Source organism: Halobacillus sp. Marseille-Q1614 (assembly GCF_902809865.1).
Lineage (GTDB): Bacteria > Bacillota > Bacilli > Bacillales > Halobacillaceae > Halobacillus_A.
Window position 1 is genome coordinate 1,258,770 of sequence record NZ_CADDWH010000001.1, and the last position, 13,813, is coordinate 1,272,582.

18 protein-coding genes are annotated in these 13,813 nt (G+C 41.8%); 17 read left to right on the forward strand and 1 reads right to left on the reverse strand.

Going from position 1 to position 13,813, the window contains the following annotated elements; translation table 11 throughout:
* Window positions 1–92: 92 nt before the first annotated feature.
* The 13 genes from HUS26_RS06335 (at window position 93) to HUS26_RS06395 (ending at window position 11,031) form a co-directional block, all read left to right on the forward strand.
* Window positions 93–590 carry a dihydrofolate reductase gene (locus tag HUS26_RS06335; RefSeq protein ID WP_173916350.1) on the forward strand — a complete coding sequence of 166 codons (498 nt, stop codon included), beginning with the start codon at window positions 93–95 and terminating at the stop codon, window positions 588–590.
* Window positions 587–1,174, forward strand: a complete 588-nt coding sequence (locus tag HUS26_RS06340; RefSeq protein ID WP_173916351.1) for a molybdenum cofactor guanylyltransferase — start codon at window positions 587–589, stop codon at window positions 1,172–1,174. The genes HUS26_RS06335 and HUS26_RS06340 overlap by 4 nt, the downstream gene beginning before the upstream one ends.
* 134 nt (window positions 1,175–1,308) lie before the next feature.
* Complete coding sequence (locus HUS26_RS06345; RefSeq protein WP_173916352.1) at window positions 1,309–1,515, forward strand: twin-arginine translocase TatA/TatE family subunit; 207 nt, start codon at window positions 1,309–1,311, stop codon at window positions 1,513–1,515.
* A 24-nt stretch (window positions 1,516–1,539) separates the two neighbouring features.
* Entirely contained in the window at window positions 1,540–1,725 is a 186-nt protein-coding gene (locus HUS26_RS06350) for a twin-arginine translocase TatA/TatE family subunit (protein WP_173916353.1), read from the forward strand.
* A 71-nt stretch (window positions 1,726–1,796) separates the two neighbouring features.
* On the forward strand, window positions 1,797–2,561 hold the full coding sequence (gene tatC, locus HUS26_RS06355) for a twin-arginine translocase subunit TatC (protein ID WP_173916354.1): 765 nt from the start codon (window positions 1,797–1,799) through the stop codon (window positions 2,559–2,561).
* Window positions 2,562–2,575: 14 nt separating this feature from the next.
* On the forward strand, window positions 2,576–2,794 hold the full coding sequence (locus HUS26_RS06360) for a YozE family protein (protein ID WP_173918762.1): 219 nt from the start codon (window positions 2,576–2,578) through the stop codon (window positions 2,792–2,794).
* Between the two features lie 359 nt (window positions 2,795–3,153).
* On the forward strand, window positions 3,154–4,308 hold the full coding sequence (locus HUS26_RS06365) for an exonuclease SbcCD subunit D (protein ID WP_173918763.1): 1,155 nt from the start codon (window positions 3,154–3,156) through the stop codon (window positions 4,306–4,308).
* Window positions 4,309–4,312: 4 nt separating this feature from the next.
* Entirely contained in the window at window positions 4,313–7,423 is a 3,111-nt protein-coding gene (locus HUS26_RS06370) for an SbcC/MukB-like Walker B domain-containing protein (RefSeq protein WP_173916355.1), read from the forward strand.
* Between the two features lie 19 nt (window positions 7,424–7,442).
* Window positions 7,443–7,691 carry a DUF2584 family protein gene (locus HUS26_RS06375; protein WP_173916356.1) on the forward strand — a complete coding sequence of 83 codons (249 nt, stop codon included), beginning with the start codon at window positions 7,443–7,445 and terminating at the stop codon, window positions 7,689–7,691.
* Between the two features lie 109 nt (window positions 7,692–7,800).
* Window positions 7,801–8,472: a uracil-DNA glycosylase gene (locus HUS26_RS06380; RefSeq protein ID WP_173916357.1), complete on the forward strand. Its 672-nt coding sequence runs from the start codon at window positions 7,801–7,803 to the stop codon at window positions 8,470–8,472.
* Between the two features lie 75 nt (window positions 8,473–8,547).
* On the forward strand, window positions 8,548–9,147 hold the full coding sequence (vrrA, locus tag HUS26_RS06385; protein ID WP_173916358.1) for a VrrA/YqfQ family protein: 600 nt from the start codon (window positions 8,548–8,550) through the stop codon (window positions 9,145–9,147).
* Window positions 9,148–9,227: 80 nt separating this feature from the next.
* Window positions 9,228–10,187, forward strand: a complete 960-nt coding sequence (gene msrB / locus HUS26_RS06390; protein WP_173916359.1) for a peptide-methionine (R)-S-oxide reductase MsrB — start codon at window positions 9,228–9,230, stop codon at window positions 10,185–10,187.
* Between the two features lie 262 nt (window positions 10,188–10,449).
* On the forward strand, window positions 10,450–11,031 hold the full coding sequence (locus HUS26_RS06395) for a TetR/AcrR family transcriptional regulator (protein WP_173916360.1): 582 nt from the start codon (window positions 10,450–10,452) through the stop codon (window positions 11,029–11,031).
* Between the two features lie 13 nt (window positions 11,032–11,044).
* Here HUS26_RS06395 and HUS26_RS06400 read toward each other — a convergent pair whose 3' ends face one another.
* Window positions 11,045–11,707, reverse strand: a complete 663-nt coding sequence (locus HUS26_RS06400) for a GNAT family N-acetyltransferase (protein WP_173916361.1) — start codon at window positions 11,705–11,707, stop codon at window positions 11,045–11,047.
* Between the two features lie 137 nt (window positions 11,708–11,844).
* On the opposite strand from HUS26_RS06400, the gene HUS26_RS06405 reads away from it, so the two are divergent.
* The 4 genes from HUS26_RS06405 (at window position 11,845) to HUS26_RS06420 (ending at window position 13,795) form a co-directional block, all read left to right on the forward strand.
* A complete protein-coding gene (locus tag HUS26_RS06405; protein WP_173916362.1) occupies window positions 11,845–12,450 on the forward strand; it encodes an alpha/beta hydrolase in 606 nt (201 codons plus the stop codon).
* A gap of 63 nt (window positions 12,451–12,513) precedes the next feature.
* Window positions 12,514–12,717, forward strand: coding sequence for a DUF6501 family protein (locus tag HUS26_RS06410; protein ID WP_173916363.1), 204 nt, complete (start codon window positions 12,514–12,516; stop codon window positions 12,715–12,717).
* Between the two features lie 155 nt (window positions 12,718–12,872).
* Window positions 12,873–13,442, forward strand: coding sequence for a histidine phosphatase family protein (locus HUS26_RS06415; protein ID WP_173916364.1), 570 nt, complete (start codon window positions 12,873–12,875; stop codon window positions 13,440–13,442).
* A 113-nt stretch (window positions 13,443–13,555) separates the two neighbouring features.
* Complete coding sequence (locus HUS26_RS06420; RefSeq protein ID WP_173916365.1) at window positions 13,556–13,795, forward strand: ferredoxin family protein; 240 nt, start codon at window positions 13,556–13,558, stop codon at window positions 13,793–13,795.
* Window positions 13,796–13,813 lie beyond the last annotated feature (18 nt).

Here is a 13,813-nt window from a genome sequence, read left to right on the forward strand (position 1 = left end):
CTGGGAGGAAATCTGCAACGCTTTAGCGTATTCCTGCCATTGAAATTAACAATGACATCTTAGCAGTCCAATAAAATAGAAGAGGTGTAGCGATGATATCGTTTGTTTTTGCAATGGACCGTAATCAATTAATAGGAAAAGATAACGATTTACCGTGGCATATTCCTAGAGACTTTAAATTCTTCAAAGATGTCACCTGGGGGAAGACGATTATTATGGGCCGGAAGACTTTTGAATCGTTTGGAAAGCCGCTTCCAAATCGCGATCACATCATTTTGACTTCCAATAAGGATTACGAAGTGGAAGGCTGTGAAGTCATTCATTCCATTGATGAAATTATCCGATTAAATGAATCCTATCCGGATAAGGAATGGTTTGTCATTGGCGGAAGCGTCCTCTTTGAAAAAATGATGCCTTACGCTGACCGGATGTATATGACTTACATTGACCATGCCTTTGAAGGGGACACCTATTTTCCTGAATATGAAGAAGCGGACTGGCATTTGATCGAGGAGACGAAAGGCATTAAGGATGAGAAAAATCCGTATGACTATTATTTCCGAATTTATGACCGAGTGAGACCGAAATGAATGATACTGTCAGCGGAGCGGTACTAGCAGGCGGCCAGTCAAGACGCATGGGGGAAGATAAAGCGCTTCTGCCCCTTGGAAATCAAATAGTCATCCAGCAAGTGTACAAGAGAATGAAGGAAGCTGTCGGGCATGTTGTAGTTAACCGCGCAGAGACTATTTATGGCATTGATGCTGTCTATATTCAAGATAGCTATAAGGACTGCGGTCCTTTAGGAGGCCTTCATGCGGTTTTACAGCAGACCAATTCGAAGTATGTTGTCCTTGCAGCCTGTGATACGCCTTTTGTCGAACCACAAGTAATCCAGCGGCTCATATCAGAAATTGATAATCATACGGAAGCAGTTATTCCTGTATATGGAGGACGAAACCAGCCGCTTTTGGGAATTTATCATAAAACCCTTGCCCTTAAGGCTGAAGAGCTGTTAAGAGATGGCCAGAGAAAAATGCAGAGCCTGCTTGAGCAGGCAAACGTCAAATATGCAGATAATTTTAAAGGTCTTAATAAGGATGCTGTTTACTGGCATTTCTTCAATATGAATACAAAAGAAGATTACGAAAGAGCACTTTCTTATATAAGTTAAATCGAGTACTGTAAGTCCATCGATTAACAGTGGAAATGACGAAGTGTCATGGAATTTTTGATAAAACGTTTACGAACTCTATCTTCAGGTAGTATAATCAGAGTTAGGCATAACCTAAAAGGACGGTGAGATTCATGCTGACAAACATAGGCATCCCTGGTCTGATCTTAATTCTAGTCATTGCTCTAGTCATTTTCGGTCCTAAGAAACTTCCTGAAATAGGGAAAGCTACAGGAGAAACGCTTAGAGAATTTAAAAAATCTGCTCGTGACTTAACGGGAGATAACGATTCTGAAGCAAAAAATACGGTAGATACGAAAGAATCTAACCCACAAAAATAAACTATTAATCAGGAGTGTTGCTGCATGCTATCCAATATTGGCGTGCCCGGTCTGATCCTTATTTTAGTCATTGCATTAGTTATCTTTGGCCCGGCAAAGCTGCCGGAAATCGGGAAGGCTTTCGGAAGTTCGCTGAAGGAGTTCAAAAAAGCAGCCGGAGATTTAATGTCCGACGATAATAAAAACAAAGAAGATCAAAAACATAAATAAAGAAGATGTAAGGGAGACCCCTTACATCTTCTTTATGTCAGGCATATATCTGCCTGCCTGGAGGTATACCGATGTCAGAACAAAATCATACAACTCAAGATATAGAAATGAATATAACTGATCACTTGAGTGAGCTGCGCAGGCGGATCATCTGGTCGCTTACCGCATTTATAATCTTTTTCATTCTGGGGTTTGTCTTTATCCAGGATATCTACTCCTTTCTGGAAACCGATATCCCTATTAAACTTAATGTAACAAGTCCTGGAGAAATCGTATGGATTTATTTTACGATTGCCAGTTTGGTGGCGATTATCGGCTCATTGCCATTCTTATGCCTTCAGCTGTGGCTCTTTATTAAACCGGCCCTTACATCTAAAGAAAGAAAGGCTTCTTTAGCATATATACCGGCGATTTTTTTACTGTTTGTAGGCGGTCTGGCTTTTGGCTATATTATTTTCGTTCAGCTGATACTGCCGTTTCTTCTATCGTTAAACGACGGTATGTTTAATGAACTGTTTACGGTAGAACGCTATTTTCGATTCGTGTTCAGGGTTACGATCCCGTTTGCTATATTGTTTGAAATTCCTATAATCGTTATGTTTTTGACGAGCTTAGGCATCATTAATCCTGAACTGCTGGTTAGGATTCGTAAATATGCATATTTCGTTTTGATAATAACCGGTGCGATGATTACACCACCTGATTTTATCCTGCAAATCGTCGTGGCGATCCCGCTTATTCTTTTGTATGAAATCAGTATTATGCTGTCACGGATCGTGTATAGAAAGAAACTTAAAGCTCACCGCGAGTTTATGGAAAAAGATGACTTGTCGTAAAGGGGGAGATTAATATCCGATCGTTTTATCACTATATGATGCGTTACCGGGGAAATCAGCAGGCAGATGAAGAGAAACAGCTGGCTGATTGGATGTTTGAGGATCATGATTTCCCAAAGCAGGCAACTACTTATGATGAAATCAGCCGTTATCTGGAATGGAATATTCCTTTTACAAATGCTTTGTCTGTATTTGACCGCTTGTTTGAAGCCTATCAATTAGAAGAAGATTAACAGACAAAAGGTACCTGTGCACAGGTACCTTTTTAAGATTGTAGAAAAAAACGGTGGGGAAGAATACTATTTCATGTAGCCTTCCTGCGAAAAACTAAAGCTTGAGGGGCCTCCGCTTTTTTTCCCGCAGGAGTCTTACGGTATTCTCCTCCCACTCCAATAGCATAAATAGCCGTTGAAGTCTTATTCTGGTGACTATCTTTTGTTCTCATCTTTATTAATGGGTAATTTGATAAAGGAGCACTATTGATGCTTTTTCAACAGACCTCAAAGGTATCTGTTTCCAAGTATCTTTGTTTTTTTCTGATTAAGTATTTCTAGTATAATGTAACTAGCATAACGAGGAAAGTTGGTTTGTGATGAAAATATTGCATACAGCGGATTGGCATTTAGGGAAAATTGTAAACAATGTATATATGACAGTAGACCAGGAAGATATTTTACATAAGCTGATGGAAATTGTGCGTGCTTATCAGCCGGATGCGGTTATTATCGCCGGTGATTTATACGATCGGTCGATCCCTCCAAAAGAAGCAGTGGATCTGCTTAACCGGACGTTAACGAAGCTTATCCAGGAGTTTAACATTCCTGTTCTGGCGATATCAGGTAACCATGACAGTGCAGACCGTCTTGAATTTGGCGCCCAGATTTTTCGATCCCAGGGTCTTTATTTGGATACAAAATTGTCTCAACCTTATCACCCTGTCACGTTAGAAGATGAGCACGGCCCTGTTCACTTTCACTTAATCCCTTATGTAGAACCGGCAGAAGTAGCGCACTGGCTTGAAGATTCGGCGATTAAAAGCCACCATCAAGCGACAGAAAGAATCATTGATTACATCAGCACCCACTATGACATGAGCGAACGACACTTGTGGGTTGGCCACGCCTTCATCGCAGGGGGGATGGAATCAGAATCTGAAGAACGATTATCAATGGTAGGCGGGTCACCGTATGTAGATGCCGGCTTATTCGACGAATTTTCTTATGTAGCCCTAGGACACCTGCACCAGGCACAGAAAATAAAAAGAGAAGCAGTCAGATATTCCGGTTCGATTCTCAAGTATTCGTTTTCTGAGGTTCATCACAAAAAATCAGTGACGATGGTTCATCTAGGTGAAGAGGGCGTTAACCATCTTGAAAAACTTCCGCTTTACCCTAAAAGAGATTTTGAAATCGTAGAAGGGTACTTTTCAGAGCTGCTTGAAGGGGATAAAGCGGCCAACCCTGAGAATTATTTGTATATCCGGCTTCTTGATGACGGGCAGATTCTCGATCCGATGGGCAAGCTCAGGAAAGTATATCCAAATATTCTTCATTTAGAGAGGGCCCGTTTATCGCCGGACAAAAACGCAGGCAACCGAGAGGAACTAAAGCAGCGGCAGAAAATGGAGCCTGTCGACCTTTTTACTTCATTTTATAAGGATATCAAAGGGGAAGAACTCCCCGAACATCGGCGGGAGCTTATTCAGACAGCGATTGAAAGCCTGAGAAAAGAAGACAGGGAGAGGTAGCGATATGAGAGCACTGCGACTGACTATGAATGCGTTTGGTCCTTTTAAACATAAACAGCACGTAGACTTTACAGAGCTTGGAGAAGAGTCGATTTTTTTAATTACGGGACCGACGGGAGCAGGAAAAACTTCCATTTTTGATGCGATGTGTTTTGCGTTATATGGTAGAGCTAGCGGAACGGACCGCGATCAGGATACCTTAAAGAGCCACTTTGCCACTCCCGAAGAAACGACGTACGTGGAATTTGAATTTATGCTTCGAGGCAAGCATTATCGTATCGTGCGCCATCCGAAGCAGATGAAGAAAAAGGAGCGCGGAGAAGGTTTTAAGGAAGAGCCGACCCGGGCTGATTTCTATATACTTCAAAACGGGGAAAAACGCCTGATGGCTTCTAAGATTAAGGAAGTCAATGAGATGGTTGAGGAATTATTACGGCTTGACTATGAGCAGTTCAGAAAAATGATTATGATTCCCCAGGGAGAGTTTAGAAGATTAATCTCTGAAAATAGTAAAGAGCGGGAAGAGATTTTACAAAAGATCTTTCGCACATATTTCTATTCCGAGTTAACGGATCATTTCCGCTCAGCAGCCAAAGGACTCGAAAGCAAAATTAACGAATTTGATTGGAAAATTACTCAGGAAATCGAGAATGTTCAGTGGGAGGAGCCGCCTGAAGACGAAAAGCTGCCTGCAGCAGTAGTAAAGGACCTGGAAGTCCTGATCCAAAAACAAAAAATTGCGGTGGAAAAGACAGAAGAAAAGCATGCCGAGCTTCAGGCGAAAACAGAGCAGGCGTCTGATACTTATCATAAGGCTCAAGGAGTTGAAGAATTATTCAGAGAGAAAAGTAGCCTTATAGAGGAACAAAAAGGACTCACCTCAAAAGCAGTAGAAATTAAAGATATTGAAAAACAAATAGAACTCGCCCAAAAAGCTTTAGAAGTAAAACCTTACGAACGGCAGCTGAAGGAACGAAAAGAAGAAAGCGTTAAGCTGCAGAAATTGGTCGAACAAAGGGGCAAGCTTCGAAAAGAGCTGGAAGCTAAAAGTAATCTGATGACAGAAAAATATAAGGAAGAACGAGAAAAGGAAAGCGAGCGCGAATCCTTAAAAGAGCAGCTCAAACACAATCAGCAGCTGAGAGATAAGCTTGATGAATACTTGAACCTTAAGAAACAGGTCAAAGAAAATGAACAATCGCTGCGTGTAAAAGAAGAACAAAAACAGCAATTTACGAAGAAAAAGAATGAACTCGAACACCAAAAAGAAAAAATGTCCGAGGTTATGGCTGAGGAAAGAGAAATAACAAAAGCCCTCTATGAAGAAAAGCAGAAGCTGACAGATTTAGAAAGAACGTTAAAGAATGCAGAGCGGCTTTTTGCGGAGTGGCGAAAGCTTTTAGATTTACGAAAGCATTTTGACAATTTGAGAAAAGAAGCAAGACAGGAAGAAAAACTGAGAGATTCGGCTAAGGCTAAATATGAACAGGTGGTTGAAGCTCTTCAGCAAAACCATGCCTATCACCTCGCTGCACAGCTGACTCCAGGCGGCTTCTGTCCTGTCTGCGGCTCCTTGGAACATCCGAGCCTTGCAGAAAAGCCGGAAGAAATTCCTTCAAATGAAAATATTGATCAGCTGAAAAGAGAATATGAGAAGTATGAAAAACTCTACTTAAATAAACATGAGCAGATGACAACAGCTAAGGTAAGAGGCACATCTCAAAGAGAACTTGTTGAATCTATTAAAGAAGAAAGTAAAGACCTTAAGGTTGAAGAGCTAACTTCTGAAGTTATCCAGGAAAAATTGGAGAAGCTCCGCCAAAATTACCAGCAGACGAAAAGCACAGTAAACAGCTGGCAGAAAAAGCTTGCTGAAGTGGAAGAAACAGGGGAAAAGCTTAAAGAAATAGAAGCCCAGCTTGCTACAGCCATTCAACAAGAAGAAGCTTGTGTGAACGAACTGCTAAAAGTGAAAGAAGGTAAAGTATCGCTGGAGGCTCAAGTGAAGTATTATGAAAGCCAGTATCAATTCCCTGAGGAAAGTGCTCTAGGGATGGAACAAATTGTTCAACATACGAAACAGAAACTTAAAAAAGCGCTGGAGAGCTGGCAGTCGATACAGCAGCAGTATCAGGAAACGAGCGAGCACCTCCAGCGGGCAGCAACAGAAGAACGAGAAAGCGAACGGCAGCTTAAGCAGGCGTTTGGCACTCTTGAAAATAAAAAAATAGAGCATGATCAAACGCTCCGCCATTTTGGATTCAGCGATGAAGAAGACTACCAAAAAGCCCTTCTTGAACCAGGGGAAATACAAAAGCTTAAGGATCAAACTGATCAGTATTACCGCCGGAAGACTGCCGTTGAGGACAGGCTGCAGTCCCTTGAAGATAAAATCAAAGACGTCAGCCGTCCGGATTTAAAAAGGCTTTATGAAGCCTGGCAGCAAGTGAAGCAAGAAGCGCTCACTGTCCAGCAGCAGGTGAGTGAACAGCTTTTACAGTTTAAGCATAATGAAAAGATATATGCGAATTTGCAGCAGCTCATCCAGCAGCAGGAAAAAGTCGCTAAAGATTATTATGATCTAGCGGAGATTTCCAACTTAGCAAAAGGAGACAATCCGCTTAGGCTGTCTCTTGAACGCTACGTATTGGCTTCCTACTTAGATGAAATTCTTCTGCAGGCCAATCTTCGCCTTGATCAAATGAGTGATCACCGCTATCAGCTGATCAGAAGCGAACAAATTGCTAAACGCGGAGCTCAAAGCGGGCTCGATCTTGAAGTCATTGACCACCATACAGGTCAGACGAGGTCTGTCCGTACGTTGTCAGGAGGAGAGGGATTTAAAGCCAGTTTGAGTCTCGCACTGGGAATGGCGGATGTTGTACAGGCACACTCGGGCGGCGTTCAGCTGGACACCTTGTTTATAGACGAAGGGTTTGGTACTTTAGATGAGGTCTCGCTCGAGCAGGCGATTAACTGCTTAAGAAGCCTTCAGGATGGGAATCGTATGTTAGGTGTAATTTCTCACGTGCAGCAGCTGAAGGAAGAAATACCAGCAAAACTGCAGGTTTACCCAAGCTCGTCAGGATCGAGCGTTCAGTTTAGCTTTCAATAAAGAAAGGAGAGGTGGCACAATGGCTACGCCGCTTTCAATGGAATGGACGATCATAACGGATGGAAAAGAAAAAAGAGTATTTCCCAATGACAATTTATTTGAGATCATATTTGAAGGATATAAAATTTTCCCGCTGAATGAGCGGATTGAAATAAAAAGAAATATTCGCTCTGACCAAATAGGGGCAGGAAGAATAGAAGAATTGGTTCTCAAAGAAAATACAACAATTTGTAAATATCGATTGATTTCCTTACATTCTGTCAACTGATCGGGGTGGCTGATTTTATTTTCTGTCAGTTTGTGCGCTTCCCCGGGAAATACTGCAACTGAATTTTTCGGAAATTTGGCTGAAAAAGGAGTAAGAAAAGGAGTATTTTATGTCTGTTTTTTCAAATGACTGGTCGGATGTATTACAAGCAGAAATGGAAAAGCCTTATTACTTAGCATTAAGGGAAGAGTTGAAAAAAGAATACGCCGCTGAGAAGATATTTCCCGATATGTATGATATATTCGCTGCTTTTCATCACACGTCTTTTGAAGAGACGAAGGTAGTGATTATCGGACAGGATCCATATCATGGAGACGGGCAGGCTCATGGATTAAGCTTTTCTGTACAAAAAGGAGTGGCCCTCCCTCCTTCGCTCAAGAACATTTATAAGGAGCTCGAAGACGATCTTGGCATCAGGCCTCCCTCTCACGGTAACTTAACTTCATGGGCCAAGCAGGGGGTATTATTATTAAATAACGTGTTAACCGTCAGAGCTCATCAGGCCCATTCCCACCGTAATTTAGGCTGGGAGCGTTTTACCGATCAAGTGATCCATCTACTTAATGAAAGAGAACGTCCTGTTGTTTTTATGCTGTGGGGAAAACCGGCCCAGAAAAAAGCATCCGCTGTAGATACCTCAAAACACTGCGTCATTCAATCGGCGCATCCAAGCCCATTAGCCGCGTATAAAGGCTTCTTCGGCAGCCGTCCTTTTTCTAAAGCTAATCAGTTTCTTCAGGAACAGGGGGAGGAGCCGGTTGACTGGGCGATCGAAGAATAAAAGATGAAGCAGGGCCCATACCTGCACAGTTTCTTATGCATAGGCTAACGTAAGAAATATTACGGAGGGTCTGCTATGTCTCAAAATCAATTTCCATTCTTTGGCCCTGTAAGAAACTATCCAGGGGGGTATTATCCGCCGCCGGGAGCAGCAAACACGAGAGGCTTTTTATCTAACTTTTTTCAGCAGGGCGGACCGCCGGCTGGAGGATTCCCGTCGTTTGGCGCTCCTTTTCAGCCGCCTGCAGCTCCCACGGGAGGAGCCGGATGGCTGGGCCAGCTTCAGGGGGCCTTAAGTGCGGTGCAAAAAGCGGCACCTATGATCCAGCAGTATGGGCCAATGATGAAAAACATACCCGCCATGATTAATATGGTTAAGCTTATGAATATGAGTGACGATGAGGAAGAGGAAGAAGTGGAAGAAAAAGGCAATAAAGAAAGCACTTCTGAAGAAAGCTTCGATCTTAAGATAGAAGAAAAGATAGAAGAAAGTAACGATAGGAAGAAGCCTGCTAAAGAAAAGATTAAAAAAGAAAGCAGGAAAAAACGGCCGCAGCCTAAGCCTATTATGAAACGATTTTTCCCGGAAGAATCCGAAGAAAAGCCTAAGGACCAGCCAAAACCTAAGCCTCAAAGAAGAAAACAAGGAACATCTCAGCCTAAGTTATTTATATAGGCTGTGCATGTTGCTTGATTTTTTTTTGGTTTTTAGAAAGAATAGGTAACATGATACAACAACAGGGGAGGTCCCAATGCATGGATAATCAAACGAAAGTAGCCACATTTGCGGGCGGATGTTTTTGGTGTATGGTAGAGCCGTTTGAAGAAAGACCAGGGATTATATCCGTAACTTCTGGTTATACAGGGGGCCATACCGACAACCCAACCTACATGTCCGTAATTACAGAAACGACAGGACATCGTGAAGCCGTACAAATCGAATATGATCCAGATATTTTTCCATACGAGCGGCTTGTTGAGCTGTTCTGGCAGCAGATTGATCCAACAGATGCCGGAGGACAGTTTGCTGACCGGGGCGAGTCTTATACAACCGCTATTTATTATCATGATGAAGAGCAAAAAAAAATCGCGGAAGAAAGCAAACAGCAGCTTGAAGCTGCCAATAAATTTAAAGAGCCAATTGTAACCGATATTCTGCCGTCTCAAACATTTTATCCGGCAGAAGAAAAGCACCAGAACTACCATAAGAAGAATTCCTATCACTATAAGCGCTATAAAAAGGGATCAGGACGCCAGGATTTTATTAAAAATACGTGGGGAGTAAAGAAAGATCTCCGTGACCTGAAGAAGAAGCTGACGCCGATTCAGTATCAGGTTACACAGGAGAACGGAACAGAACGCCCTTTCCAAAATGAATATCACGATTTTGAGGAAGAGGGTATTTATGTAGATATAGTTTCGAAAGAGCCTCTATTTAGTTCAAAAGATAAATATGATGCGGGCTGTGGATGGCCGAGCTTTACGAAGCCGATTGAAAAGCAGCAAGTAAACGAAAACGTAGATATGACTCACGGCATGATCCGCACGGAAGTTAGAAGCGAGAAGGGTGATTCTCATTTAGGGCATGTCTTTGAAGATGGTCCAGCTGATAAAGGCGGATTGCGATACTGCATCAATTCCGCAGCTCTTGAATTCATTCCAAAAGATGAAATGGAAGAGAAAGGATATGAATATTTACTGCATTTGTTCAAATAATTAAAAGCTTTTATTTTAATGTCCTTCTGCGAGCTGTCGAGACTGTTCTCAACAGCTTTTTTTTTTTGGTTTAATTTCTTGCATTTATGATCTTAAAATCAGCGGCTTATCAGGAGCCTCCCACACAACAGAGAAGATTCACCTTCATCCAGCTGCTGGGAGCTGCCTGATATCACCCAACTTTTAGAAGCTAATGACTTGTTTTTCTTAATTTAACCCAGATTTGATATACTAAAGAGAGAGTAAGAAAAGAGGGTGAACGATGGGGAGAAAGAAACTACTAACCAAGAAAGAACTATTCGACGCTACAGGAGAACTTCTCCGCACAGAAGGGATACACGGTCTTCACTTTAAAAAACTTGCCGATGAGCTGCAGGTCGGGCGCAGCACGCTATATGAATACTACCGCAGCAAAGAGGATCTGCTCGTTGCCTACCTGAAAGAAATTATGAAGGAAATGAATGAACGCATTGAGCAGATTCCTAAGGATAAACGCGTAAATGAAAAGCTTAAAGAATTCCTCTTTATCTTACTGAATCACGATGAAATCCACCAGGTCGAGCGAATGATTCGTGATATTCAGACGAGTGATCAGGAACTTGCCGCTTTTTATTTAAAAGAATTATCAAAAGAACATCAGAAAACTTATTCGATTTTAATAAAATGGATCGAAACAGCGAAGCGGGAGAAAATCTGGGGTGATGACGTTGACTCACAGCTGATCGCTGATATCATTTTTCACGCGATTCTTTTCCCCTATAAAAAGTCAGTCGGGACCGAACAAATGACCCGCCAGTTGTTTCAGCTTCTTGAAAATGGACTTCTTAATACGGAAAAAAAATAACCGCGCTAAGCGGTTATTTAAATGGATTTTTCCATTCGGTTAAAAGACCATAGTGGCAGGATTCTTCATCCTCAATATAATTTTTGATCGGACGTACGGGTGATCTTCCGGCTTTAAATAAAAACGTTAAAATTGGATCGTGCAGTTCTCCCTGCAGGACAGCATTTACATATTGAGCCGGTGACAGTTCATCGGCATATTTATGGTAGCCTGGCATTCTTCCGCCGCCAACAAGCCGGTTTAACTGTAAGTGAATAACCGTTTCGTACATCGCTTGAGTCAGCTGCCTTCCAAGACCAAGGGAACGATAGCTTGGATCGACACAGATATCAACGACATATAAGTCCTTGCCAATTTCATCATGCGTTCGTATCGTGCCCTCAGCAGTGATTTCATCCCACGTATGATCGAGTTCATCTTTAACATTTGTGCGCATAGCCGTCATCGATCCAGCTACGACGCCTTCGACTTCTATACAGAGACAGCCGTCGGGGAAAATATTAATATGTTCTCTAAGCTGACTTTCATCCCATAGAAGCTTAGAAGGGAAGGGTGGAGGGAACGCTTCTTTTTGGATTTCTATTAAACGGTTAAAATCCTGTTCCATATAATTGCGTATATGTAAATGATGAAACGGATGATTCTTTTTATCAAACCCATAAATCCACTTATCCATGAATGGCGGACCTCCTAAAAATTAATATATTTAGAGTATAGCACAGGAAGATAGAAGGCGAAGATTTTGACATTATCTTGAATTAAAGATAAAATCCCTATATGCAGAGAAACGTATCCAAGGAGGTCATAAAAAACATGAGACACATTTATAAAGAAGGAGCATCCAGCAAATCTCCTGTATTATTACTGCTGCACGGCACAGGAGGAACAGAAGAAGATTTACTGCCGATCGCCGAGATGATTGACTCTCAGGCGGCTGTGCTGTCTGTAAGAGGAAATGTATCGGAAAATGGAATGCCGCGTTTTTTCAGAAGGATTAGCGAAGGGGTATTTGATGAAGAAGATTTAAAGAATCGTACAGAAGAGCTTCACGAATTTCTCGATCAAGCAGCTGCCGAATATGGATTTGACAGAAGCCGGGTAATCGCTGTAGGTTATTCCAATGGAGCAAACATTGCTGCAAGCTTACTCTTCCACTATAAAGAAAGTTTAAAAGCGGCAATTCTATATCATCCGATGGTTCCGCTCAGAAATCACGCGCTTCCCGATCATTCCAATTTAAGCATTTTTATCGGAACTGGTGAAAACGACCCTATCTGCCCGGCTGAAGAAACGAAAGAGCTTCAGTCGATTTTAGAACAGGCAGGAGCTTCAGTTAACGTTCACTGGGAACGCATGGGCCACCGTCTGACTGAACAGGAAGTTATAGAATCAGCCAGGTGGTATCAGAGGAATTTATAATTCTCATTTGTGAGACCGTCCTTTTAATTGTATGATAGATGGTGTAGAAGGAGGTTAAATCATATGATTCATAAAACGTGGGAACAAACAGAACCAATTAAAAAAGTGGAATGTATCCATAATGAAGCCGAGAAATTTGTGGTCAATAATGTGCTGACTCCTGGAAAAACGTACGACGTTCAAAATGAAAGTGAAGAATTTTATTTCATTATTGATAATTCCGGCCGAATCGGTGGATTTTATAAAGATTATTTTAAAGAAGTGTAAAAACTGGGGTTCCTGGAACTCCAGTTTATTATTTTCTGTTCGCATGTCCTTCCTAAAACGTGGTTAGAATAGGAAAGAATAGATATTAAACCTTGTCAAGACACGGGCTTTCATTGATAATAGAGGTAAGGCTATAGTATGGAGGGGGAGTCAATTTGGACAAACTTATTTTAGTACGTCACAGTGAGACAGAAGGTCAGCACGAAGACTCACCATTAACGAAGCTTGGGGTTAGACAGGCCCAGGTGCTGGCTGCTTTTCTTGATCATTCAGGCTATGAAGTCAGTCGAATCATTTCAAGTCCTTTCCTAAGGGCGATAGAAACTATTAAACCTTTTGCCCGCATGAAAGGAATTGAAATCGAAAAAGACGAACGCCTTGAAGAGAGAGTCTTAAGCCATACTCCATTGGACGACTGGGAAGAAGTTCTTTATGATTCTTTTCAAGACCCTGAGCTTAAGCTGACGGGAGGAGAATCCTCTACGGAAGCGAAACAGCGGGTGATGAGCTTAGTTGATGAACTTGAACAGGTAGAAGGCAATGTCATCCTGGTGACGCATGGAAATTTACTCGCTTTACTCCTCCAGAAGTATAAGAGAGAGTTCGGATTTAATGAATGGAAACGCCTTTCGCGCCCGGATATATTCCTCGTGCAGAAACAGGGCGGAGAATATACGGTGGAACGGATCTGGGACGATCCCGCCGATTTTAAAATAAACGTTTAGCAATTGCGAAATTCGTCGATTATCGTTATTATATAGGATGGAGTTTAAGACTTCATTTAGAAGTGTATAGGAGATATAGCACGATTTAATTTTTAGTAAAGGAGGCAATTCACTTGGCATTTGTAATTACTTCCCCTTGTAAAGATGAGAAAGCTGGCGAATGTGTAGATGTTTGCCCAGTTGACTGTATTGAAGAGGGTAAAGATATGTTTTATATCGATCCAGCCATTTGCATTGACTGTGGAGCATGCGAAGCCGTCTGTCCAGTTGAAGCAATTTATATTGAGGATGAAGTTCCAGAAGAAGAAACTAAATACATCGAGTTAAACCGTAAGTTTTTTGAAGAGCAATAATTGACACATAATGATAAG